This window comes from uncultured Microscilla sp. (assembly GCF_947493425.1).
In the GTDB taxonomy this organism is placed as follows: domain Bacteria; phylum Bacteroidota; class Bacteroidia; order Cytophagales; family Microscillaceae; genus Microscilla.
Window position 1 is genome coordinate 25,888 of record NZ_CANLRP010000001.1, and the last position, 25,035, is coordinate 50,922.

Here is a 25,035-nt window from a genome sequence, read left to right on the forward strand (position 1 = left end):
CTTCGCATAGCCAGGCTTAAAAAAATGTACTTGACGATTATTTGTTGAATGTAGACGATGCTTTATCAAAACACTGTTACTTGTTATTTTTCAGAAAAATAATGCGCTAAAACTAATTAACCCTTAACAAACAAAACACTCTTAGAATGAAGCGATTATTTACTACTCTTTTTATGAGCTTATTGCTCATAGGAAACCTTGCTGCTGACCCTATCCAAAAGTCGACAGCAGTTAGTGTTGCACTCAACTGGCTTTCTAGCCAAAACGGAAACCAAAGAACTACAGGAGCACAAAAAACAGTAAAAAGCTGTGAAGCTGTAGTGTACAAAGGTATGACAGTATACTACCTTGTGTCTTACAACGAAGGTGGTTATGTGATTGTATCTGCTGATGATAAAGCCAAGCCTGTATTGGGCTATTCAGAAACGAATCCTTTGGACAATTCTTTCCAAAATCCGGTGATTCAGAACTGGATGAAAAACTACAAGATTTATGTATACGACCTGGTAAAAACCCAACAAAAAACCAGAAGAACTTCTTACAAAGCTGCCTGGAGCCGTTTGACTCGCAACGAGTCTAAGCGTATAAAAACCGAGGTAGAGCCTATGATGCCTGACATCTTGTATAGCCAGGGACGTGGCTGGAACGCTCAGTGTCCAGAAGACGAAAAAGGACCTGCCGGACGTGCTTTGGTTGGTTGTGTGGCTACTGCTATGGGCCAAGTAATGAGATTTTGGGAGCACCCACGCCAAGGACAAGGTTCAAGAACTTATAACCATAATACGTATGGTGAATTGTCGGCTGATTTTGGTAACACTATTTACAACTGGTCGGCTATGTCAAAGTCAACCGCTGACGAGCACAACGCACAGTTGTTGTACCACTGTGGAGTTTCGGTAAGAATGAATTATAGCGGAGAGTCTTCTGGAGCATATTCTAGAGACGTAGTAACTGCCCTAAAAAACTATTTCCGTTACGACCGTGGCATTAATATGATCTACAAGAGCCGTTACTCTGCTGAGGAGTGGGGAAATAAAATGAAAGAAGAGCTTTCAGAAGGACGTCCTGTATTGTATTCGGCAAGAAGCACCTTAACTACCAATGCGGGTCACTTGTTTGCTTTGGATGGCTACGAGGTAACCAACGAAGGCGACTATTTTCATATTAACTGGGGATGGGCTGGACGCTCTAACGGTTATTTTTACCTAACCGAGATGATTACACACGGTGGCGACCACAACTGGGTAGAAAGCAATGCGGCTATCATTGGTATCAAGCCGGTAAATGCTGCTCCTGAGTTTACTTCTGCTCCTGCCGCAAGTATTGCTGCCAACCAAACTTTTGTTTATAATGTAACTGTAATGGACGCAGACGGTGACGATGTAACACTTGAATTGACTTCGGCTCCGGCTTGGTTAACTCTTGCCAAAGAAAACGGACAGTATGTATTACGTGGTACTCCTGATGCTGGTCAGGCAGGTGCTGCTCAGGTAGTAATTGTTGCCAACGATGGCAAAGAGTCTGTAGAGCAAACATTTAGTATCTGGATCAAGGCTACCTCTAAAATGGTTGATTTTGAAACCAACGACTTTACCCAAGCTGCTTTCTCTTTTACCGACGATAAACAATGGGAACTTACCCAAGCGGTATCAATGGCTGGTTATGGAGTAAAATCTTTGACTATTGCCGATAACCAAAGTACTGAAGTAGCTATTACTGAAACTTTCAACGAAGGTGCTGCGGTAGCGTTCAACTTTAAGGTTTCTTCTGAAAGAAGCTACGACTTCTTACGATTCTTTATCGACGGAGAAGAGCAAGGTAAATGGAGTGGCGATATCAACTGGACAAGCATTAGTTTTGCTGTACCTGCGGGTGAGCATACCTTGACCTGGGCTTATACCAAAGACGGTTCTCAGAAAAGAGGTGACGATGCTGCTTACTTAGACAACATCGAGTTGATTAACCCACAAACTAACCCAGCTCCAAAAACAGCCATTGACTTTGAAACTACTGATTTTAGCCAAGAGGCTTTCTCTTTTAGTGGTACCAACAATGACTTCAAATGGGAAGTAACTCAAGTAGCTACTGGTTATGCTGCCAAATCGCAAACCATTACACACAATGAAAAAGTGAGCATGTCAATCACCAAAACTTTTGGCGAAAATGGTGCGGTATTCTTTGACAGAAAGGTTTCTTCTGAAGGCAACTACGATTTCTTAGAGTTTTATGTAGATGGTCAATTGCAAGAAAAATGGAGTGGCAATGTAGACTGGAGCCGTGTAAACTTTAGCGTGGCTGCTGGTGAGCACACCCTTACCTGGACCTACAACAAAGACTACTCTGTATCTTCGGGCGACGATGCTGCCTGGGTTGATAACATCGAATTGGTAGGTGTAAACAATGGTTCTGACCAACGTTTGACTGCTCCTACTACCGTAACTACTTTGAAGCAAAACTTCCCTAACCCTGCTCAGTACAGCACTCAAATCGGTTTTGAGTTGGCCGAAGCTGGTAAAGTAAAGGTAGACGTGTTGAACTTGTCAGGTAAAGTAGTAACTACTGTGTTGAACCAGGCTTTAGAGGCTGGCGCACACCGTGTACAGTTGAACACCACTGGCTTGCAAAAAGGTATTTACATTTACCGTTTGGCAGTAGCTGGTAAAGTATTTACTAAAACAATGGTAGTGAAGTAATAAGCTTTCATTAAACACTGGGTTTTAAAAGCTCAAGTGACGATATACCAAACAAAAAGGGCACGTTCTGAACGTGCCCTTTTTGTTTTTTACTGTTGTTAGTCTTTGGGTTTACATCAGCCAAAGCAACTATGGTTTACATAAGGTGTAGCAAGCGCGCTACAAAAAGCCCATTTTTGTCGTGGCAGCCCCAAAGCTTACCCCCCGATTTGTAATAATTGTCAAAGTCTTGTTTTGTCCAATCAAGCACCAATACTGCCTTGCCGTTTTCAAGCATTACCCTGTATTTGGTTATACCCCTTGTTTTGGCTATTCTATCAGCTTTGGCTTTGCCCGTAATGGCAGGGCGCAAAAGCGAAGGAGCTACATTATAGTCGTTGGGTTCGGGCGGTAGCAGTGGAGGTGGGTTATAGTTTACCCCGGTATACACCTTTTGCAAATCGGTTTGGATGGCAGCCTTGAGCCTTTTGACCAGGTCTACATCGTACACCATAAAAGCATACTTTGGTGGCTTGCCCGCATAAGCCCACGTGAGTCTATGTAGCAGGTCATCAAGTCGTTGCAGGATGTGATCCAAGCTGGCAAAGTTTTCGGCTAACTGCTGTATAGCTGTAGTGGTGGGTTGAGCTTTTTTATTTACTTTGTTTTTCATTGTTATCACATTATAAGTGCTATTGATTGTCTTGCATCAAGTGCAAAAAACGAATGATAAAAACGCCTTCGTCAGAGAAGTTACCCCATAGTTTACCCATCGATTCTTGGTATGCCTGTACGTCTGCTTGGGTCCAATTGGTAAACAACGCATATTCGTTGTGGAGCTTTATAGCTCTAAAGTCGGTAATTCCTTGGGCTTCGGCAATGGCTATAGCTTGTTCAATACTGGTTATTTGTTTAGGTCTTGCCAGGGGGCGCAGGTGCGAATGATCTTCTTGAGGCAATGCCTTATAATGAAGCCTGGCGTTTTGCAGGTCTTGTTTGATGGCTTGCTTCAGTTGGTGTAAAAAATCATAATCGCCCACCAAAAAATAATTGGGTTGTGGGCTACCATTATAAGCCAACATCATTCTATGCAACAAGTTGTCAAACATTTCTAATAGTTCGGCTTCGCTGCCAAAGGTTTCAATTACTTGCTGTATGGCAGTAGTAGTGTTGGTTTTAGGGTTTTGCATAAGGGTAGTGTAGTGGTTTAAACATTGAAAGGTTTGTCGTTGGTTTGATTGTTTTCATCAGGCCTTTGGTAAAGCCTCAACTCTTCAAATAATTTATCATGTTTGTCTTCTAGTTGGTCATAATCTTTCCGGAGCACTTTATAACGTACCTCAAGGTCACCTGTGAGTATTTGTTTGATAATGGTGTCGCACCAAACCGCAAAATCAGGATTTATCCATCGGGCAAACAATACCACCAAATCAGGATGGAAGTAGGTGCCTTGAGTGATCCCTGTTTTTGAGTGATCACTTTTTGAAAAGTTACCTTTAAAGGTTTTTACTACATCGCTGTAGTCCAATTGGTGGTATTTACAAAAAGCTTTTACATATTCGGTAAAATACTTCGACTTGATGAAGTTATCCAGCCTTTTAGCTTTCATTACTTTTATGGTTTGAGTAGCGTTTATCCAGCCGTCGGGTGTAAACACTATTTCTTTCCCCAAGAAGGTTTTTTGTAGTTGGTTGTTCATCGATAGTATTTTTATTTTTTTGATAAATAGATGTGTAGGACATCATTAATTGCAGAGATATGATTTTTGTTAATCATTGCTATATTTGTGTTAAGTGTATATTTTTAGATGAGTTTGGTACAAATATATACTGTTTTAGATTTAAAAATACTAAAAAGGTTTTTATTTTTATAAATCAGTTGTTTTTGGCTGAAAAAAGTAATGAAGGTATGTTAGAAGAAGTAGCTAAAAGAATAACGTCTGCAAGGAAAAGCTTAGGACTGGGGCAAAAAGAACTGGAAAGGGAGCTTAACCTTTCTAAGGGTACTATAACAAAAATAGAAAACCTTACCAGAAAGATAGATTCTCATACACTCATAGCTTTGTATAATAAGTTTGATGTATCTCCCAACTATATACTTCTGGGCTTGGGGGAGATGATATTGGAACAAAGTAGTAGTGAGCAGGGGTGTGAAAATACTAAAAATAGAACGCTTGCCCACCTCTCCGACTATATTGAAAGGCTCTTGGAAGATATATCAACTATAAAGGAAGAGCGAGATGAGTACAAGAAAACCTTGGCAAAAATATATGACAATACAGAAAAGGGAGGCTCAGGTGTCTCGCCGGAGGGTAAAAGTGGCATTGCTTAATATCCAGTCACAAACCTGTTTGGCTTTTTCATCTTCAGTAAGGTCATCCCCCTGCTCTAAAGTGTCATCCTTTTGGGTAGTATGAATCACTTTCAAACTTCTTATTTTAGCGGTATTTTGATCCATATTCTCTGAACTTGACAAGTGCAATTGTGCTAGTTTTTTTGTTTGGTTTTTATACCTTTTAAAAACAACGAACAGAATAATTAATAAAAACACCATCGATAGAAAACCCGCCAACCTTAGAGTAGCCACTGTTTGTAACTGTTGTTTTGCCAAAATAGCTTTTTGATCAAGTTCGGCTTGTAATAAGTCTTTTTTATGGAGTAATGCTTTTCTTGACTCTAGGTACAAGTCGTGATCTTCTTTTATAATCTCCCTTAAGTTGCTATCGAGCAAATCATTTACTTTTTGACATACCAAGCTAAGTTGAGGTAGCTTTTTTTGTCTAAAAAGTAACAAGCCTTTAGCGTGTAATAATAAGACCTGATTGTATAAATTACTGTCAGCTACATTTAAGTACTGATTTGCTGACTCGAGGTCTCCTTTCTTGAGATAACATTGAGCCATATACAGTGAAACATTACATCTATCTTCATTTTTATTTCTAAGTTTTTGTGATTTTTTATAATAGAGCACAGCAGCATTATACCGACCAAACATCTCGTTTGTTTTTGCAATAGTAAAAAAGTGATTGGCTTTAAGTTTTTTGTTATTCTTTACTGCCATTATCTTATCATACGCTTTACCAAGGTAGTATTGGGCAGAGTCTAATTTATTACGTTTCGCATAAGCCTTGCCTATCACTGTATATGTATTATATGAATACTTAGAGTTTAGTTGGCTTTTAACCACCTCTTGCCCCAATGCTATAGCTTTTACTGGTTGATTTAATCTCAAATAGTTATGGGCAATATTAGCTTGTACATACAGTTTCCAAGCTTTATCAAGTGGAGAAATAGCAATGGATGATGTATAAAATTTATTACTTTTGTTATATTCTTTATTTAACCCATATATATACCCTAGCAGAAAGCTCGCTTTTCTTTTTTCTTTATTGTTACTTGCTAAAGTAGTAGACTTGAAAGCAACTATTTTCGCACTATCAATGTCTTTTTGCATAAGAAAATAGGCTTTCCGGTACAAGTTGTTAAAGTTAGTTTGTACGCCTTTTTGAGCCAGAGCTACAAAAGTTGTGGCAAGGAGCAGAGCTAAGGTTAAAAATTTAATTCTCATTTTAAATTAAAGCTTTGTAATGTAATTTAGTTGATAATGTCTTTGATCACATTTTATTTGAATAATGTTTTAGCTTATTCGGGTAGCAATTCTTAAATTTTAATTATTATGCTTAACCCAAAAATAACTTATTTTTTTCTATTGCCAAGTCGAAGTTATTGAATAAAAAGCAAATGCAATCAATAAAAGGTGGTTGCTGTGAGAATGGTAGCAATCTGCCCCCAAAAACTACTACTAGTACCAATGCAGCAGTTATGGCAGACTTCAATGAATATTACAAAAAAAATGATAGTTAGTTAAATTAAAACACCCCTTACGTACGATGCTTTTGACACCGAAAAATGACCTTTTAACTAACAAGTTCATAAGCCGCTGAAAATAAGTATACTATGAATTTGTTAGTTGCCTATGGAGCAGGGTGTACCTAGAGCCTTGCACCTAGTCCCTGGAACCTTGTCAGGGTATCCACTTCTTAAACATGGAAGAGTTTTTTACAAGTGTATTTGAGGCGTTGCAATAAAAAAACGGTGTGATGGCGGGGAGGTATACTGGTAGCTGCCCCACCTAAAATATATGGGCAGCAGGGGCGTTAGCCAAGCAGTGCGAGGCCTTAGACAATAAACCAAATGTTTGCTTTTTCTGTTATAGTCTTGTATTTTCCCTTTCGTTTAAAATTGAAGATGGATGAGCGATTTTGACCAAATATTACAGAACTATGTGCGTCAGATTCTCAAAATTCAGCAAGAACGCGCCGAAGCTCCTTTGCAAACCGAAGAGCTGAAACGGATTGCCGAAAACCTGGGATTGAGTGAAAATGATTGGCAACATATACAAGGCACGTTTGATGCGTCGCTTGCCCGTGGTAAAAGTTTTGTGCAATACAAAAGCTGGCACAACGCCATAAAAGAGCTACAGTTGGCCGTAAAAATTAACCCTGCCCACGCCGATGCGCTCTATCACCTGGCAGTGGCCTATTGGCAACGCAACCGCAAGAAGGGCAAAAAAACTGACATGAAACAAGCCGAAGTATACGCGCGCCGTTGTGTACAGGCAGACTATGCCCACGATGCGGCTTTGCGTTTGATTAGTCGCCTCGAAAAACAAAAAACACCCAAAACCAGCAAACAAAGCATCGTGTTGATCGCTCTGGTGTTGCTTACTACTTTGGGGGTGTCGGGGTATATTATATGGGACATGAGCCGCAATAAGTTGCCAATGAATAAATTGCCTGTGCATGCCACCCCACCTCGCCCCAAGCCCAAAAACACCGAGCCTGTGATTGTAAAAACTCCGGATAACCGCAATGTGATTGATTTGCCTGTGGTGTTGCACAATGGTAATGACAATGCCACGGGGTTGGCGCTCGACCTAGAGAGCTCATTGTATCGTCGGGGCGACTATGAAATGTTGTATCAACTCAGGGGAAGCATTAAAAGCGAGGTGTTTGAGGTGTCGCAGCTTACCCTGCGCTTAAAGCTGGTTGACCGCAACGGGGAGGTAAAGTTTGAGAAAGACTTTGAAGTGTTAAACGCAGACAAAGATGTGCCTATACGCCCCAACGATTACATTCCTTTTGCCAAGATATTCAGACAACAAACCTTTCCTCCTCATTTTAAAGATGCCTTGCTAAGCGTGGTGAAAATTTCTAAAACGTCGCCGGAAGGCAAATACGAACCTGCCAAACTGGTGCCTTTGCAGTGGGAGCAATCACCCCCGGTGGGTATCAATATAGAGGTAAGGCAACGCGAAGAAACTATGATACCCAACAGCGATAAGTTTTCGCATGATTTTATACTTGAAGTGAAAAATACAGGAACGCTCACCATCAAAAGCCTAAAGGTAGATGTGCGTTGGTTTAACGATAAAGACAAGCTGGCGCATAACGAAGAAATGACCTTGGTAGCACCTGGCAATGCTATGTTGAAGCCACAGCAAACGCGTTTGAAAAAGGGGGAGTTTATGGTAGGGCTCAAAAAAGCCAACTACAAAGACTTTGACTTGATTATACTGGAGATAAAGTAGGTAATTGCGAATAATTCAAATTATTTTAGTGCGGTTAAACTACGCAGCTTTTTATACCTGCCAGGTTTTCAATACCTGGCAGGTATGGATATTTATCTTTATTATAGGTTTTAAAATACTTGACGCAAATATTAAATTTCAATTGCCTATACTAAAAAAACTATCAGGTCTAATGAGTGATTATAATAGTAAATTACTTCTGTTCTACGGTAGTAAGTTTAAGGTCTTGAAAGTAATCCCTTATTTCTTGCGAGTGAGGGTAAGCCACACCTATACAGCCCCCAAAGTCGGGGTGGGTTTTGGCTGCCATGAGCTGGTCTATTACCTCTTGGTTCCATTGTATGGTGTGGTCGGGCTGTATTTTGCCTACTTTAAGGGTAAGGTTTACCGGGCACACATATACATCGGGGTATACTACTCCAAACAAATACTCACCTGCTACACAATTGCCTACCTCGGCCGGAAACCCCATGACTTCTACTCCCCAGTTACCAAAATCTTCGCTTACGCTTAGTTGCACATTGCCTTCGTATTGGTCATACACTTTTTTCATGAGCTGATAGCAAGCAATGGTATCTTCTTTGGTTAGGCGCAAATGCTCATAAATGCCTTGCTTGTCGGCAAACCTATTCAAACGTATTACGTCGGCCTCTAGTGCTTCGCAATGGGCAAAGTAGCTTTGAAGGTGTTGCTCGGTCATGTTGGCACGGCTAATCGTAAAGGTGAGAATTACCTTAAATTTCCACTGGCGTTTTGCCGAAAATTCTTTAATACGTGCTGTAGCTTTTTTTACTACCGAGGGTTGGGTCAAGCCCTTAAAATCTTTAGATTTATCTTCGGTACCGTGGCTGGTCATAATAATGGTTTTTACATTATTGTCTATGCACAAATCCAGCAACTCTTCGTAGTTGTCTTGCAGCAAGGGTCTGCCACTCGACCAGGCAGCATTGCCCATGTACCAGTCATCATTGTCTTTAAAAATGTTGGATCTTAAGTACTTGCCGTTTTCGGCAAAACTATCAGATACTATAGGAACCACCTTAAACCCATTGTGTTCAAGTCCTTTGATAATGACTTCGGCTTCTTCTGGTGTTTGTTTAAAATGGTTGAGGTGTGGTTTGTCGAGCCAACAAAACTCACACTTTGCTTTGCAGGTGTTCTTGCCAATGCGGGTATCTACAAAATATTGTAATTCAATTTTTGAGTGGTCTAAATGATCATCAAAAATAATAGGAAGCTTACTCATGCTAAAATTAATAAGTGATTAAGTATATGTACAAATTGCTCTAGTGCTACTTGGGGGGTGTCATACGCAGGCGATAGCCTGGTATAGCCGTGCCAGTGTGCATAGGCAATATCGTGTTGATCTAAAAATTGCTCGATAGTAGTAGTGGGTATTTCGGGGTGCTTGAACGATAAAATACCGGCTGTTTGTGTTTTTTCCAGTGGTTGTTGACCTGTATACATTGTACAGCCAGCGTTGCGTAAAGCATCAAACAAAAAGCTGATATCGGCATAAGCTTTTGACTCTATTTTTTGGGTAGATACCTGGAGAATGTGTTTGATGGCGGCATTTACTCCTGCAATAGAAGGAATATTGAGCGAACTATACTCAAACCGGGCTGCGCCAGGTTTAAAGTCAAAAGGCAATGTGGCAGGGGCAGACTCGGATTGTTGCATAGCACCTGCCCCTACGTATACTGGTTTGAGCTGAGGTATCAGCTCATCAGAACAATACAAAAAACCAGCACCTACCGGGCCTCTGAGCCACTTCCAGCTACAGGTAGTCAATGCTGACACTTTTGCTTTTTTTACATCTATATTTAGCAAGCCCGCACTTTGGGCAGCATCTACAAAAAACAATATGCCTTTTTGGGCGCATAACTCACCTATAGTATTGATGTCTGCCCTAAACCCTGACAAATACCCTACATGACTAAGCGCCACTAAGCGGGTTTTAGGAGTGATTTTTTTTGCAATATCCTCTACTGTATACTTGCCCTGTTGGGTAGGTATGCGTACAATCTCTATCCCTCGTGCCACCAGGTTAAGCCAAGGGTAAACATTGGAAGGAAACTCATTGTCGGGAATTAAAATACAGTCGCCTTTACGCCATTGTATGCCTTGCGCTACAATGTTTACCCCATGAGTGGTGTTGTCGGTAATGGCTGTTTCATGAGGGGCGCAGCCAAGCAAGGCGGCTATCTGATGCCGCAATGAAGGAATGAGTCTGGAGGCCTCTTGTTTGATGCCTGCTTTGCCCTGGTATTGCTGAGCCATGAGGGTGGTTTGCATGGCGTGAGCTGCCTGGGGCAATAGTCTGGATACGCCAGCAGTGTCTAAATAGACTTTATGGATGAAGCTATTCATTGTATTAGTATAATGGGTGTTTTAAGCAGAAATTAATGGCTTTATGTGATAAAAAAACAACACTTTGTTTTTGTGTAGCCACCTCTGGATAAGCGGGTATTATAAGTTTTGTAATGAGATAAAGGGTAATCATTTAAAGCATTTCTATCAAAAGTAATATTCATTCTCTGTTTCAATATTTTGGTGCAGATCGGTTTGTTTTAGAGAGCATTGCTCCAATTATTTTTTTGTGTAATATTATTTACAACTGGGTATCTTAAGCTCTTTTGCCTTGCAAAGTAACAGATAAATAATTAACAGTGCTACCTATGCAATGATAAAAAAACAGAATAAATGGCATATAATCATCTAAAAAGCATAATTATTTAGTTAAACAATAGTGTTTAACCCAACAAAAATAATTGAAATGCGTGTGTACAACTACTGGCCTCTATCGTTTTTATTTAGTCAACTATGCAATGTTTACCTACCCACTTAAACCCAATTCAAAATTATATGAGATCCGGACAGCAAGAGGTTTACTGTGCATTTTATGCCTCATTTTCTGTGTTTTAACTAGAAAAAATTACAGAAAAAAATTACAGAAAATCATTCACCAAAATTTTTATCATAATGTTACAAGAACTATTTAATTCAGATTTTTGCACAATAAGTTTTAATAAATCTCAGCAAAATATTCATATTGCCTGGCAAACTCCGCCAGTGGTGATGGAAAATCAGGATTTTAAAGACTCAATTACACAACTCATCTTCGTTATTGATGCTTATAAGCCCATAAGCTTAGTTATTAATGCCCAACAGTTTAACTTTACAATAGAGCCCGAACTTCAGGAGTGGTACCAGCAAAATATTATTCCCAAGTATATAGAGGCAAACATAAAAAAAATTGGAATTATTAAGCCACAGGATTTCGTGACGGGCTTATCTATGGAGCAGATGTTCAAAGCGGTGGCGTCGTCTGGTAAAATCAACCTGAGTTTTTTTAATGATATAGATGCTGTCAATGACTGGCTCAATAAACAAGAAATTGCTGCCTAACAATTGCTTGTTAAACACCCTTTGTGCTTTAAACCAATCGGCATTTGAGGGTAAAGTACACCAACAAAAATATTTAATGACCTTTGATAGTTTGAATACGATCAAAGGTTTTTTTGTGGGCTAAATTCTAATAATTGCAAAAAAATATCAATCATAAATGATTGTTTATGAGATGATTATATTTTTTACTGAAAACGAAAGCATTTTAAAATAAAGATATAGTATCAAAACTGAAATTAATTATTATATTTGCATATATAATAAATATTAAGCGATATGGATATACTTAATTTTTCACAGTTTGCATGGGCATATACATTTTGTCAAAATATGCAATTAAAGCTCAAAAAAAGACTTCAACCCAATTTGAATATTAAATTAGTGATTAATCATGTGGGTGAAAAATCCATTACAAGTATTATCATTCATAATAAAAATGAAGTCAAAAATAATAATAGAACTACTAAATTTAAGATTATACTAGATATAGTCCCTGAGCACATGTCATGGGGAGAGGTGTATCAAAGGTGGCTACAGCTTTATCAAAATAAAGAGTTGAACGAGTATTATGTATATGCACCTCATAGCAATGAGTTTTTTGCATGGCAACGTTTTCAACAGCAATTGGTGCCTTTGCCTAAGCAGCCTCGTTATGCCAGTGCTTTTCTGCGTATTCGTTTTGAACATTACGCCGATACATTGGAGGTTTTTACAACTGATCAGCAACCTTTTTTAAATTTTAAAGAGCAAGCCATTGCCATAGAAGAGGCACAAGACAAGGCCAGGGCGTACCAAGCCGCTTTGAGAGAGAAACAGTTATTGCTGGAGCAGGCTTATCAAAGGCTGGATATGCTCGAAAGGCATTATCAAACAAGCAAAAAGTACCAACATACGTATGCTACTGCCCCCTAAGAAAAACTACAAAAATAACTTAATCTACCAAACCTCATCTTTGATTATTGTACTTCTTCAAAAAATGGTTCAACAAACAAATATTACCCTCTTTGGGGTCACTTTATTTTTAGTGTTTTATGTACCAAGACAAAATTAAATATACCTAATATTTAAGTGTAATTATCATATTATGAGAGAGTTATCTTTACTTGTAGCTTATAGCTAATTGCACCGATATTCATCGGTATCTAAGGACTTGCTGCTACTTACTAAGTTATGTTATGCGCAAACACCTTGGTTGATGTTATCAGAATGTCCGTTATTTTAAATTGTACAGTACTCCTTGCTCAAATGGAGTCCAAACGCCCGTGTTGATGCCCATTTTTTTTAGCCCTCGGTTTGTCCAGTTGTTGCAGGTATTGAATAAATGGTAGCGTCCTTTTGCCCGAAAGAATAAGTCATGGTTGCCATAGCCTTTAGCTACCCAACGAAATTTTTGCTCTGGAGTGAGTGCAAACGATGCTAGTATATAACGAACCAATGCCTGGTATTGAGCAGAAGATATAACCAATGGGTATGTATTGAGCAAGTGGGGGTTTATGGTTCTATAAAAAGACAAATGCATGAGGCTTGGGGAAGGTACAAAGGTGGCTTTGAGTATTGTAATAAAGCGGGGACTATTGTGATGAGTCGATTGCAAAAAAAAGTCTTTGTCGCCCCAACCAAAGCTAATGTAGGGGTATTGTGCGTATTTTTTGAGGGTGGTAAGGGGTAGACATTTTTGCCAGTTTTTAACCGCATGTTGGGTGGGCAATACTATGTTGGTATGCACACCATTGCTTGTAATATAAATAGTGATGCCATTATCAGTACTTTGATTGATTGTTTGAGGTTTATGCGTGCCTGTAGTGATGATAGCACCGACTACTGCTCCTGCCAGGTATAACCCAACAAAAGCAACAAACAACAAAGTGCCCTGCCAACAATATCTTAAGGTTTTTTGTAACAATGCTTTCATTCCATTGTCTTGAGTTCTTCCTTTATTTTTTTTGGTAGTTTCGACACTACTAAATCATAGGAATGCTGTATCCATTGGCGAATTTCACTGTCGGGCATATCGCTGTTTACTTCAATTGTATTCCAGTGTTTTTTGCTCATATGATAGCCAGGTTTTACTGCATTGTATTGTTCGCGCAACTCTATGGCTTTTTCGGGTTCACATTTTACATTTACCCCGGCAAACGTTTCCATTCCTGTAAGGGCAAACATTTTACCCATTACTTTAAATACAAGAGTGTCTTCATCAAAAGGTAGCTCCTCGGTTACCCCTTTCATGGCAATGCAAAACTCTCTAAATTCTTCTATGTTCATTTTATGGTAAGTTTTGAAGTGATGATGGTTTATTTTACTACAAAAAAATAAAAACTTCTGGGGAAAAGTTAAACTATCGGTAGTTTTTGATAATTATTTGACAAATTTATAGGTTTAAAGTTATTTATAAAGGTAACATTGTTTGATAGCTCGTCATCTTTTTGGAACAAAGACTTAAACATCATCTATAATGTATAAAAAATTATTACTCCTGTCCATTTGTATCTGCTTATCTTTTGGGTTGTGGGCACAAGTACAAATAGGTACTCCTACCATTCAACAAAGAACCAGTGGAATGAAAAAAATTGAAGGTTATTTTCCTTTGTATTGGGACAAAGACAATGGCGGGTTATGGCTGGAAATAGACAAGTTTGATCAGGAAATCTTATATGTTCAGTCGCTTGCTGGTGGGGTGGGTTCTAATGACATTGGGCTAGACCGAGGGCAGTTGGGTAAGAGTCGGATTGTAAAATTTCGGCGAGTGGGTAATAAGGTTTTGATGGTGCAGCCTAACTATAAGTACAGAGCCAACACTAAAAATAAAGCGGAGAAACAAGCCGTTGAGTTGGCTTTTGCTCAGTCGGTTTTATGGGGTTTTCAGATAGCAGCAATCGAGGGCAACAAGGTGTTGGTAGAGGCGACTCGTTTCTTTCTGAGAGATGCTCATGGGGTTGCCAACCGTCTCAAATCAAAAAAACAAGGGTATTATCGCCTAGACAATACCCGTTCTGCTTTTTATTTGCCCCGTACCAAAAACTTTCCTAAAAATACTGAGGTAGAAGTGACCCTTACTTTTACCGGAAACGCCCAAGGCAAGTACATACGTAGTGTAGCACCTACGCCTGAGGCAGTTACTGTGCGTCAGCATTACTCTTTGGTAGCATTGCCAGACAATAAATACAAACCTCGACAGTTTGACCCAAGGGCTGGTTTTGGGCGCTTGTCTTATGTAGATTATGCCAGCTCACTCAATGATCGCATTGTAAAGAACATGATCCCACGCCACCGGCTTAAAAAGAAAAACCCTCAGGCTAAAGTAAGTGAGCCGATAAAACCTATTGTATATTATATTGACCCTGGCGTGCCTGAGCCTATCAGATCGGCTATGTTGGAAGGAGGGCGTTGGTGGAACCAGGCGTTTGAGGCAGCCGGATATAAAAACGCGTTTCAGGTAAAAGTTCTCCCCCCAGATGCTGACCCTATGGATGTACGCTATAATGTAGTAAATTGGGTACACCGCTCTACACGTGGTTGGTCTTATGGTGCTACAGTAAAAGACCCCCGTACTGGAGAAATTATCAAAGGGCATGTGACGTTGGGTTCGCTTAGGCTTCGCCAGGATTACCTGATTGCTGAGGGCTTGCTGGCACCCTATGCCAATGGTACTAAAATACCTGAAGATATGCAAAAAATAGCATTGGCTCGCTTACGCCAACTGGTTGCCCACGAAATAGGGCATACCCTTGGTTTGTCGCACAACTTTGCGTCTAGCGTAAACAAAAGAGCTTCGGTAATGGATTATCCTCATCCATTGGTCAAGGTAAAGGGCAATGGGAGGATAGACTGGTCTGATGTGTATGCTACCAACATAGGCGAGTGGGACAAGGTAGCCATTAAGTATGGTTACAGTGATTTTCCTCCAAATACTGATGAAAAAAAGGCTTTGAACAAAATACTTGATGACGCGATAAAACAAGGGTTGTATTATATTTCTGATGCCGATGCGCGCCCGATGGGTGGAGCTCACCCTTTGGCGCATCTTTGGGACAATGGTACCAGTGCTGCCGAAGAGCTTGACCGAATAATGAAGGTACGAGCTAAAGCACTGGCAAATTTTTCAGAGAAAAATATTAGAATGGGTGAGCCTATGTCTCACCTGGAAGATGTATTGGTACCAGTATATTTGCTGCATCGTTACCAAGTAGAAGCCGCGTCAAAGGTAGTGGGAGGTTTGTATTATACTTATGCTTTGCGAGGCGACCAACAGCAAGTAACCCGCATAGTTCCGGCAAAAGAACAGCAAAAGGCACTGAAGGCACTATTGGCTACTTTAGAGCCGGAGGCTTTGGTGTTGCCCGAAAAAACGCTTAAGATCATTCCACCAAAGGCTTATGGGTATGCTCGTAATCACGAAAACTTTAGAGCACATACTGGAGTAGCCTTTGACCCTTTGGCTGTTGCCGAAACAGCTGCTAGTATCACTCTTAAGATGTTGTTGCACCACGAAAGAGCGGCACGTTTGGTGCAATACCACGCTCGAAATGCTAAAAACCCTGGTTTACAGCAAGTAATCACTCAGTTGCTAGAGGTCACCCTAAAAAGTAGTATCAAACAAGGCTACCCTGGCGAAGTGCAAAAAGTAGTAAATAATACAGTGCTTTATCAACTTATACAGCTTGCCAACCATCCTAAGGCAGCCACTCAAGTGAAAGCCATTGCTACTTATGAATTACAGGAAATGAAAGAATGGTTAAAAAACAAGCAAATAGCTGTAAAAGACAAAGCCACTAAAGCGCACTACTTTTTTGCTGCGTTAGAGATTGAAAAGTTTCAGAAGGGCATCATTAAACACAAATTTACTGTGCCTTCTATGCCTCCGGCAGGCTCACCTATAGGTGGAGGCTTTAGCCCCAGCAATGCCTGTGGATTTAAAGAGTAGTTAATAATATTATTTTCTGCAAAACACACACTAGAGTATAGAAATTTGTATCAATGCTCTGGTGTGTATTTTGCCACAAACCCGGCTTATCTTAAATAGTTTTGATTGTTTTAGAGGCAAAGTAGGTTTGTTATATCACAAAGCATTTGTTATGAAATCCATTTTATACATCACCGACCTATACTATGAGGCAAAAGGGAGAAATTATCCTGAGGAAGATTTATACATTACTTCACAACTCAAAGAACATTTCAATCTATTAATCTGTCACCCTCAGCAAGCCATTGGATTTGTTGAAGTAGCCGACCTGATCATTGTAAGAAACTCAGGACCTGTGATTTATTATCAGGAATATTTCAATGAGTTTTTGTCGGCAGTAAATGAAGGCAGCGTGGCAATATTTAATTCTATGGATGGCAAAGCAGACATGCATGGTAAGCAATATTTGCTCGAACTCACCCAAAAAAAATACCCTGTTATTCCTACAATAGACAATATAGAGGAGTTATCGACATTGGGTAGTGCGCCTCACTACATACTCAAGCCCAAACTAGGGGCTGATTCGATAGGGATGAAAATTGTTGCCAAAAGCGCTATTTCACAGCACGACCTGACCGACATGCTTATTCAACCTTTTGTATCTTTTGTATATGAAGCCTCTTTTTATTACCTCAATGGTCAGTTTCAGTATGCTTTGTATGCACCTGACAAAAAGAAAAGGTGGGAGCTTCAAGAGTTTATCCCTAATGATACTGACCTTGCTTTTGCTCAAAAATTTATCGCCTGGAACAACATGGATTGGGGGATACAACGGGTAGATGCCTGTCGTTTGGACGATAGTAGTTGGTTGTTGTTAGAATTGGAAGACCTCAATCCATTTTTGTCGCTCGATAAACTGAGTGAAGTGCGTAAAAAAGACTTTATGGATAATTTTATTTCAGCTATTAGGCAACAACAAGAGTTTTTAGTGAGTAATGAAGAAGATTAATCTAAGGAATTGTTCAAAAATAAATTTACACTCTGAGGGGTGATTTTTCGCCTTGATACTTCGTTATTTTTATTGCCCGTAGCGCTGCTATGGGCGCAAAAAATAGCCTCGTCTCAAAACAAAACCTCTACCTCAAGAATGGTAATTTAATTTCTCACCATTCCTAAGGAATGGTGTAAAAATAAATTTCTATAGTAACGCTAAAATATTTTGTTGCTAGACGAGGTACGGCAATATCCAGTGGATGTTGAGCGAGCTTGAGGGATGGTCGGCTAATAGCAGCGCTATTCGGCTATTTTTTAACAAAGTATAGCCTCAAAAGATGAGGTTAAGAATGCGTATTTATTTTGGTACCATTCCTAAGTTAAATTTTTTTGCTATGAAAAAACTAATATGGATGCTAGGGCTTGTGCTATTGGTTGCCCAGCTAAGCTATGGACAAACTGATGGCACAAGTTTGAGTGGTATTTTTCAAACTGCGGTTCAAGGAGGGGTAAAACTCCCTTTTTACAACAATACAGATAGATCGTTGAGGGTAGATAAATCTGTAGCCATTACTTTTGCAGATTTCAAAAAAATGACTGCTAAGTCTACTCCTCAGGGCAAAACTTTATTTATTAAGTTAAATAAAGCAGGGAAAGCAAAACTTGCTCAAATGACCCAAAATAATCTACAAAAACCCTTGGTGATTGTTTTTGAGGGCGAAATTTTATCAGCACCGTTGGTGCAAGAAACCATTACGAGTGGTAACTTACAGATAACAGGCATAGATAAAAAAACTGCCCGTAAGTTTATCAAATCTTATAAAAAATAAAAATAGGAAGGGGTTTGCCAATATTTGCTTTGTTTGCTACTGTTTTTTATGCTTTGCAATGACATCTATCAGTGTTGTAAAGGAAGAAGTATTATATCTTTGTCTTGAAAAAATATAACTATTCAAGGTTGTTACACAATTTGTTTTTTTTGTAATGCTTGAAAACTTACATTTATTTGGACTGATTATAAATAATGCATACTTTTGTAATACCAACAGCATATAAAACACAACAATGAAGCAGAATATACCAAATCACTTTATAGAAGTTTACCAAACCCCAAACGGTGCGGTATACCAATCAAATAAAGATCGTTGTTTTTGGGTAGAATTTAATGGAGCGATGACTTCCTACAAAGTACTTTGCTTTTATAAATTCAAAAAAGCAGTAGATAACATAGATTTGGACTTAATGGCAAACAACTCTGACGCTGTTTATGATTATGAAATAATAGCACCATGCAGCTGTGAGCGTTGTTATGTGCTTACCCTTACCGAAATTGCCGAACTCAAAGAATTACTTTCTGGTGCCAAAGTAATGCTTGAACTGAACAGCATACTGTACGAACGTTTGTACTCTGTATTGGTTTAGTAAAATACATCCCACGCCTGTGCTTCTCACGCTATCAGGCGTCTGCCTTTTTGCTATATTTTCCTGCCTTTTACTTGTATACTTTCCCTAACTCCCTTTCTGCGAGTACATTATTTTCTTAGTTAAAATATAGTACCTCAAAACACGACTTTTTAAATCTGATTTCGTTTTATTGTGTAGCAATACTTTAAAAGCACTATTACACACACATCCATCAAATGATACTTTGGCGTTTATGATTGAATATCAATGCTTTACACTAAAAAATGGCTTGCAAGTATACCTACACCAAGACACTACTACTCCAGTAGCGGCGGTCAATATACTATATAATGTGGGCTCGAAAGATGAGGACGAAAACAAAACAGGGTTTGCCCATTTATTTGAGCACTTAATGTTTGGTGGGTCTAAAAATATTCCATCTTATGATGAACCTTTACAGCGGGTAGGAGGTGAAAACAATGCTTACACTACACCTGATATTACTAACTATTACATCACACTACCTATTGCCAATATAGAAACTGCTTTTTGGCTGGAGTCTGACCGTATGATGAGTTTATCGTTTGATCCTGAGGTGTTAGAAGTGCAACGAAAGGTAGTAATAGAAGAGTTTAAGCAAAGGTATTTGAACCAACCTTATGGAGATGTATGGCTCAAGCTACGTCCATTGGCTTATCAGGTACACCCTTACCGTTGGGCAACTATAGGCAAAGACATTTCGCACATAGAGCGTGCTACAATGCAAGACGTAAAAGATTTTTTTAGAAAGTTTTACCTTCCCAACAACGCTATTTTGGCAGTAGCCGGCAATATAGATAAAGCACAGCTACAGTACCTTGCCGAGAAATGGTTTGGTGACATTCCGGCGGGCACTGACTATCAGCGGAAGCTACCTAAAGAACCTCTGCAAACAAAGGCCAGGTATGCCGAAGTTACTGGCGATGTGCCAATGAACGCGCTTTATAAGGTGTACCACATGGCACCTAAAAACCACCCTGATTATTATGCTACAGATTTGCTCAGTGATGTATTGGGGCGAGGCAAGTCATCAAGACTGTATACCAAGTTGGTCAAAGAGAAGAAAATATTTAATTCTGTCAATGCTTATATTACCGGGTCGGTAGAGCCAGGCTTGTTGGTGGTACATGGCAACCTCAACGAAGGCGTGTCGCTGGAAGAGGGCGATGAAGCAGTACAAAAAATCATTGCTGAGCTCAAAAATCATAAAATACAAGAACAAGAGTTGAGCAAAGTGAAAAATCAGGCAGAGTCTACTTTGGTGTTTTCAGAGGTAGAGGTGCTTACCAGAATCATGAACCTTAGTTTTGCGGCATTATTGGGCAATGCCAATGCAGTAAACAATGAATCTGAGAAAATACAAGCGGTACATTCTCAGCAGATGATGGACATAGCCAATCAGATTTTGGTACCCGAAAATAGCAGTACCCTTTATTATAGAAAAGCCTGACAAGTGGGTTGGTTTGTTCATCTTTACCAATACATTGTGTAGGATATTTGATTAATGTTGCTAAAATATTGATATTCGTTGCATTAATCATTTAAAAAAAATATTGTGAAAATACGTGTAGGTCAAGGTTATGATGTACATCAGCTGCAAGAAGGGGCTGATTTTTGGCTGGGTGGAATCAAAATTCCTCACACTCATGGTGCAGTTGGGCATTCAGACGCTGATGTGCTCATACATACTATTTGTGATGCTTTACTGGGGGCAGCAAATATGCGTGATATAGGGTATCACTTTTCTGACAAAGACCCTCAATACAAAGGGATTGATAGTAAAATACTGCTGAAGGATGTGATAAAATTACTGAAGGATGCCAATTATGAAATAGGAAATATAGATGCGGTAGTTTGTTTGCAAGCCCCAAAAATAGGGCAATACATCCCAGAAATGCAGCAGTGTTTGGCCGATGTAATGAGTATCTCTGTGGATGATGTGTCTGTAAAAGCCACTACAACAGAACGCTTGGGCTTTGTTGGACGTAAAGAAGGAGTAGCGGCTATGGCTACAGTGTTAATTTCAAAAAAATAGACAACTTGTTTTGCTTACTTTGAGTAAATAATGCAAGTATATGTTTGATTGCATAACGCTATAAAAATCAGGTTTTCCTATAATTCGGAAAACAGACTACGTATTTAATTGATTTTTTTAGTTATTTTTGCTTTGATATATTTAAAATTTCGAGAAATTATGAAAAAGAATTATTTTTCTTTATTACTAATGACCCTTGTTTGTGTTTTTGCTTTTACAGCTTGCAAAAAAGGTGGTGATAATGATCCAGGCACAAGTGATTTGCTAGTTGCTAAGCAACCTTGGACAATTTCAAAAGTGACCGACCAAAACAACACAGAAGTTACTACCTTTCAGGGTAAAACAGTGACTTTCAGTGCTGATGGTTCGTATACTCATACCTTAGGGAGCGCTACCGAATCAGGTACTTACACTGTTACTGGCAATACTATTACTTTTACTCCTGCCAGTGGTACTGCTTATGCAGCTAGTTTTACCGATGTAAACGTTACTTCATCTGAGTTAACTTTTAAAATGACCGTTGAGAGCACCAAAACAGGTACTACTACCTACTCAGTCACCATGCAGTAGTGTGAGCCATATATTATATATAAAAAAACGTCTTTTGTGAGCTACTCAAAAGACGTTTTTTTATGCTGCGTATTCAACAATCCTATAGGTTAATTCTCTTCTTCTTTTTTTTCCTGGGCTGTTTTAATTTCCTCAGCAATCTTTTTAATTTTCTGGTTGAGTGAGTCTAGCTGAGCAGGCGGGCTTAGGTCTTGTGGGTTTGCCGACTTTCGTATGCACTGAAAGCGAGCAGCTTCTATGTTACGTTTTATCTTAAAAGTAACTGGTACTTTGGGTTCTTTAGCTAAGTCGCCGTACTTGTGTACATATTCTTCCAACTCAGCTCCGGCGGCATTAAAGTATTTTATAGCAATCACTACATCCTTAAACTTTACATCTGAGCGATTGTTTACCAAAGTAACTTCTACTGTCATTCCTTCGGCAAGCTCGTCTTCTTCGAGTAGTCTACCATCTACTACTAGCCCTCTCATCAAAGAATCGGTACGCTTTCGCTGGATTGTTTTTAGTGTGTCCTGCAAATGTTTTTTGATTGAATTCAGACTATCAATGATAGCTTCTTGTGCCTCAATCTTTTTTTTCTTCTCTTCGTCCTCTTTATCTTTTTCCTTGTCTTCCTCTTTTGTCTTGTTCTGATCTTCTCCTGTTTTTGGATCTTTCTTTATCACTTCCTGATCCTTACCAGTAGTGTTTTTTCGGTTATCGGCTATGCCTTTTTTAGGGGCATCATCTCCCATAAATTCACTATAAATAACAAAGCCTACAAGCCCTACTAAAACAAATATCAAAATATACAAAGGGGCATAAGAGACTCTTTTGGGGTGGGTATTTTTTTTCCTCTGTTTTTGACTGGCAGCACTGGTATTACGTGCAATGGCATCTGTAGCCTTTACCTGGGTAGGTCTTAAGTTTTGCGTGGTAGTATCTCCTGTGACCTCTTCTTGTTTGAGCAATGCTTCTTTAAACTCAGCGCAACTCTGAAAACGTTCTGCTGGATTTTTTGCCGTGGCTTTGTCAATCAATTGTTGCATTCGTTCCGAAATGGCACCATTGAACTGCTTCAAAGGAGGCAAAGGGTCATTTACTATCTTATTGAACACATCAAACTCAGTAAGTTGAGTTTCGTCATAGGGCGCTTTTCCTGTAAGCATTTCAAACAAGGTAACTCCTAGTGAGTATATGTCAGTTCGCTGATCTATTTCTTTCCCTTGTACTTGTTCGGGGCTCATGTACATCACTGTACCTAGTTGAGCACCGGGTTTGGTAAGGTTGTTTTTGTTTTCTTTTAAAATTTTAGCAATCCCAAAGTCCAACACTTTGGCGCTGGCATCTTGAGTGATGATAATGTTTGAGGGTTTTATATCGCGGTGAATCACGCCTTGTTTGTGGGCGTACTCCATACCAGCCAATATAAGCGAAAAGTAATAACGAACCTGTTCTTCAGGAATAGGGCACTTCTTGATAAACCTATCAAGTGCTTCGCCTTGTGCATATTCCATAATTAGAAACAAGCCTTTTTCGTTTTCTAAGTAATCATATAGGGTAATAATATTGATATGCTGAAGGTTGGACAGGGTGGTTGCTTCTTGCCGAAAACGCTGTTTTACTTGCTCGTTGTTTACCAACAATGGGTTAAGGGCTTTAATGGCTACTTTTCTGCCAAGCTGAGTATGGGTTGCCTGGAATACAGTTCCTACACCCCCTTCGCCTATGAGTGAATCTATATGATAATTAAGAATTTTTTCCCCGATCATTACATAATAAAGTTTAAAGTGCTTTTAGTTGGGTTATGATGCCTGAAATAAATATACCTCACCTCTGTAGTTTTCATAACAAAACAACTGAAGTGAGGCAAGTCATTTATGAGGGTTAATATCTGGGAGCATTTAATGGAATCACCAATTCTTTTCCTTCATAAATAGGTTTCTCTTCTTCTATCAACATTCCCTGTTCGTCGTATTGTCGCTTTGCATTTGCCAGCGAAATTCCATTGGCGTATAGAATTATTTTTGGGTTGATACGATATTTACGGGATACATGATAAATATTTTCGTTTGCTTTCAGTTTATAAATGTCACGCACCAATATTTTTAACCCAGTACGAGGGCGAATTTTATCAGTACGTTTTATATCATTCATTTTTTCGAGGGTTTCTAAAGGTACATAATACCTTTTTGCCAACCATTCGAGGGTTTCGCCATAACCTGCTTTATGAATAAATACCTTAGTGCTGTCATTTGCTTTGCCTATGGTCATACGGCGAATACTGTCGCTTACTCGTTGTGCTTTGTTGGCTCTCTTGATAGAGTCTTGCATAGAGCGAATAGAGCTGGTATCCTGGATATTAAATACTACTGCTGTATTGACAAATTTTTTGGTGTTGTCTTTGGCATAACTGTAAATAAGCATCACACCCACCAACCCTATGAGAATATACAAAGGCAAATTTATCACCTTTACATTTTCAGCATAAACTTCAGATTCTTCTTCCAGGTCGTCAGGGTAAACAACAGGAGTAGGGGGAGTTTTGATCGAGTTGAGTGATTCTGTATGCTTTTTCAACGCCTCTATAAAGCCTTCCAGTGTCGCAAAACGTTGTGCAGGGTCTTTTGCTAAAGCCTTTTGCAGTATGGTTTTCAACCCAGCACTGGTGTTTTTCAGAGGCAAAGATGTTTGAATAATATCTTTCTGTAGTTGAGCAAGTGTTTTTCCTTCGTAAGGTTGATTGCCATGCAGCATAAAGTGAAAAATCACCGCCAATGCATACACATCACTTGCTTGGTTGGTGGCTTGCCCACGGGCTTGTTCAGGGCTGATATAAGCTGCCAATTCTACATTCTGTAGTTTTAAATTTTCGGTTAAAAAAACATTGCTCAAAGCCGATGCTAATAATTTTACTTCTTGGTCTTGAGACACAAAAATATGATTGGGGCTGATAGCACCATTGATCAATTGGTTTTGATGCGCATATTGGTAGGCTTCTAATATTTTCATAAACAGACCCATTGCCTCTGCTTCATTCATTGCGCCCTGGCGATAAATATGGTGAGTAAGCGAATGGTCTTCCAGGTACTCATATATTAGGTAAAGGTCATTGCCTTGCTCCAGGCAATCATACAAAGTGGCAATATAGGGATGTTGCACAGCAGCAAGTTTTTTTACTTCTTCCATAAAAGAAGCCTTTGCCTCAGGGTTATAGTCCAGTAATGGGTTAAGGGTTTTAATCAATACTTTTTTGGGAAATTGAATGTGTGTACCCACGTAAGAACGAAAGACCTGATTCTCCTGGACTAATTCTTCTATGCGGTAGTTTAATATGTTGTTGTTATTATTCTCGCCCATTACATTTTGGTTTAAAAGCAAAAATACAACTTATTTTTATAACGCTGACTTTTAGCTTTCTAAATTTTACTTGGCAGAAGTAA

At 39.3% G+C, this 25,035-nt stretch carries 22 protein-coding genes; 12 read left to right on the top strand and 10 right to left on the bottom strand.

The window, feature by feature from the left end:
- The first annotated feature begins 146 nt into the window (after positions 1-146).
- Positions 147-2,693: a C10 family peptidase gene (locus Q0954_RS00115; protein ID WP_299452085.1), complete on the top strand. Its 2,547-nt coding sequence runs from the start codon at positions 147-149 to the stop codon at positions 2,691-2,693.
- 136 nt (positions 2,694-2,829) lie between these two features.
- Here Q0954_RS00115 and Q0954_RS00120 read toward each other — a convergent pair whose 3' ends face one another.
- Genes Q0954_RS00120 through Q0954_RS00130 form a run of 3 tightly spaced genes read right to left on the bottom strand, consistent with a single transcriptional unit; the run spans position 2,830 to position 4,371 of the window.
- Positions 2,830-3,345, bottom strand: coding sequence for a hypothetical protein (locus Q0954_RS00120; RefSeq protein WP_299452088.1), 516 nt, complete (start codon positions 3,343-3,345; stop codon positions 2,830-2,832).
- 19 nt (positions 3,346-3,364) lie between these two features.
- Positions 3,365-3,862, bottom strand: a complete 498-nt coding sequence (locus Q0954_RS00125; protein WP_299452090.1) for a hypothetical protein — start codon at positions 3,860-3,862, stop codon at positions 3,365-3,367.
- Between the two features lie 17 nt (positions 3,863-3,879).
- The gene (locus tag Q0954_RS00130) at positions 3,880-4,371 is read right to left on the bottom strand and encodes a KilA-N domain-containing protein (protein WP_299452092.1); all 492 of its coding nucleotides are present in this window, start codon (positions 4,369-4,371) and stop codon (positions 3,880-3,882) included.
- Between the two features lie 59 nt (positions 4,372-4,430).
- Between Q0954_RS00130 and Q0954_RS00135 the strand changes: the two genes are divergently transcribed.
- The gene (locus Q0954_RS00135) at positions 4,431-5,003 is read left to right on the top strand and encodes a helix-turn-helix transcriptional regulator (protein ID WP_299452094.1); all 573 of its coding nucleotides are present in this window, start codon (positions 4,431-4,433) and stop codon (positions 5,001-5,003) included.
- Here Q0954_RS00135 and Q0954_RS00140 read toward each other — a convergent pair.
- Positions 4,965-6,125, bottom strand: coding sequence for a hypothetical protein (locus Q0954_RS00140; RefSeq protein ID WP_299452096.1), 1,161 nt, complete (start codon positions 6,123-6,125; stop codon positions 4,965-4,967). The two genes, Q0954_RS00135 and Q0954_RS00140, sit on opposite strands and share 39 nt — an antisense overlap.
- 798 nt (positions 6,126-6,923) lie before the next feature.
- On the opposite strand from Q0954_RS00140, the gene Q0954_RS00145 reads away from it, so the two are divergent.
- Positions 6,924-8,261, top strand: coding sequence for a hypothetical protein (locus Q0954_RS00145; protein WP_299452099.1), 1,338 nt, complete (start codon positions 6,924-6,926; stop codon positions 8,259-8,261).
- Between the two features lie 193 nt (positions 8,262-8,454).
- On the opposite strand, the gene Q0954_RS00150 is transcribed toward Q0954_RS00145, so the two are convergent.
- Together Q0954_RS00150 and Q0954_RS00155 are read right to left on the bottom strand one after the other, a co-directional pair.
- Positions 8,455-9,507 (bottom strand): hypothetical protein, encoded by a 1,053-nt coding sequence (locus Q0954_RS00150; protein ID WP_299452101.1) that lies wholly within the window; start codon positions 9,505-9,507, stop codon positions 8,455-8,457.
- Positions 9,504-10,631, bottom strand: coding sequence for an aminotransferase class V-fold PLP-dependent enzyme (locus Q0954_RS00155; protein ID WP_299452104.1), 1,128 nt, complete (start codon positions 10,629-10,631; stop codon positions 9,504-9,506). The genes Q0954_RS00150 and Q0954_RS00155 overlap by 4 nt, the downstream gene beginning before the upstream one ends.
- Before the next feature lie 612 nt (positions 10,632-11,243).
- Here Q0954_RS00155 and Q0954_RS00160 point away from each other — a divergent pair.
- The gene (locus Q0954_RS00160) at positions 11,244-11,669 is read left to right on the top strand and encodes a hypothetical protein (RefSeq protein WP_299452106.1); all 426 of its coding nucleotides are present in this window, start codon (positions 11,244-11,246) and stop codon (positions 11,667-11,669) included.
- A 366-nt stretch (positions 11,670-12,035) separates the two neighbouring features.
- On the top strand, positions 12,036-12,581 hold the full coding sequence (locus tag Q0954_RS00165) for a hypothetical protein (RefSeq protein ID WP_299452108.1): 546 nt from the start codon (positions 12,036-12,038) through the stop codon (positions 12,579-12,581).
- A gap of 301 nt (positions 12,582-12,882) precedes the next feature.
- Here the strand turns inward: Q0954_RS00165 and Q0954_RS00170 are convergent, their stop codons facing one another.
- Both Q0954_RS00170 and Q0954_RS00175 read right to left on the bottom strand, forming a co-directional pair.
- Complete coding sequence (locus tag Q0954_RS00170; protein ID WP_299452109.1) at positions 12,883-13,581, bottom strand: TIGR02117 family protein; 699 nt, start codon at positions 13,579-13,581, stop codon at positions 12,883-12,885.
- Positions 13,578-13,934, bottom strand: a complete 357-nt coding sequence (locus tag Q0954_RS00175) for an MmcQ/YjbR family DNA-binding protein (RefSeq protein ID WP_299452111.1) — start codon at positions 13,932-13,934, stop codon at positions 13,578-13,580. Before Q0954_RS00175 ends, Q0954_RS00170 begins: the two co-directional genes overlap by 4 nt.
- A gap of 190 nt (positions 13,935-14,124) precedes the next feature.
- On the opposite strand from Q0954_RS00175, the gene Q0954_RS00180 reads away from it, so the two are divergent.
- The 7 genes from Q0954_RS00180 (at position 14,125) to Q0954_RS00210 (ending at position 21,613) form a co-directional block, all read left to right on the top strand.
- Positions 14,125-16,593, top strand: coding sequence for a zinc-dependent metalloprotease (locus Q0954_RS00180; RefSeq protein ID WP_299452114.1), 2,469 nt, complete (start codon positions 14,125-14,127; stop codon positions 16,591-16,593).
- 151 nt (positions 16,594-16,744) lie between these two features.
- Positions 16,745-17,581 (top strand): hypothetical protein, encoded by an 837-nt coding sequence (locus tag Q0954_RS00185; RefSeq protein WP_299452116.1) that lies wholly within the window; start codon positions 16,745-16,747, stop codon positions 17,579-17,581.
- 379 nt (positions 17,582-17,960) lie between these two features.
- Entirely contained in the window at positions 17,961-18,395 is a 435-nt protein-coding gene (locus tag Q0954_RS00190) for a hypothetical protein (protein ID WP_299452119.1), read from the top strand.
- A gap of 235 nt (positions 18,396-18,630) precedes the next feature.
- Positions 18,631-18,987, top strand: coding sequence for a DUF6686 family protein (locus Q0954_RS00195; protein ID WP_299452122.1), 357 nt, complete (start codon positions 18,631-18,633; stop codon positions 18,985-18,987).
- Between the two features lie 235 nt (positions 18,988-19,222).
- Entirely contained in the window at positions 19,223-20,458 is a 1,236-nt protein-coding gene (locus tag Q0954_RS00200; RefSeq protein WP_299452124.1) for a pitrilysin family protein, read from the top strand.
- 102 nt (positions 20,459-20,560) lie between these two features.
- Positions 20,561-21,043 carry a 2-C-methyl-D-erythritol 2,4-cyclodiphosphate synthase gene (ispF, locus tag Q0954_RS00205; protein ID WP_299452427.1) on the top strand — a complete coding sequence of 161 codons (483 nt, stop codon included), beginning with the start codon at positions 20,561-20,563 and terminating at the stop codon, positions 21,041-21,043.
- A gap of 159 nt (positions 21,044-21,202) precedes the next feature.
- Positions 21,203-21,613 carry a lipocalin family protein gene (locus tag Q0954_RS00210; protein ID WP_299452126.1) on the top strand — a complete coding sequence of 137 codons (411 nt, stop codon included), beginning with the start codon at positions 21,203-21,205 and terminating at the stop codon, positions 21,611-21,613.
- Positions 21,614-21,702: 89 nt separating this feature from the next.
- Here the strand turns inward: Q0954_RS00210 and Q0954_RS00215 are convergent, their stop codons facing one another.
- Both Q0954_RS00215 and Q0954_RS00220 read right to left on the bottom strand, forming a co-directional pair.
- Complete coding sequence (locus Q0954_RS00215; RefSeq protein ID WP_299452129.1) at positions 21,703-23,364, bottom strand: serine/threonine-protein kinase; 1,662 nt, start codon at positions 23,362-23,364, stop codon at positions 21,703-21,705.
- A gap of 115 nt (positions 23,365-23,479) precedes the next feature.
- Positions 23,480-24,952 carry a protein kinase gene (locus tag Q0954_RS00220; protein ID WP_299452130.1) on the bottom strand — a complete coding sequence of 491 codons (1,473 nt, stop codon included), beginning with the start codon at positions 24,950-24,952 and terminating at the stop codon, positions 23,480-23,482.
- Positions 24,953-25,035: the final 83 nt, after the last annotated feature.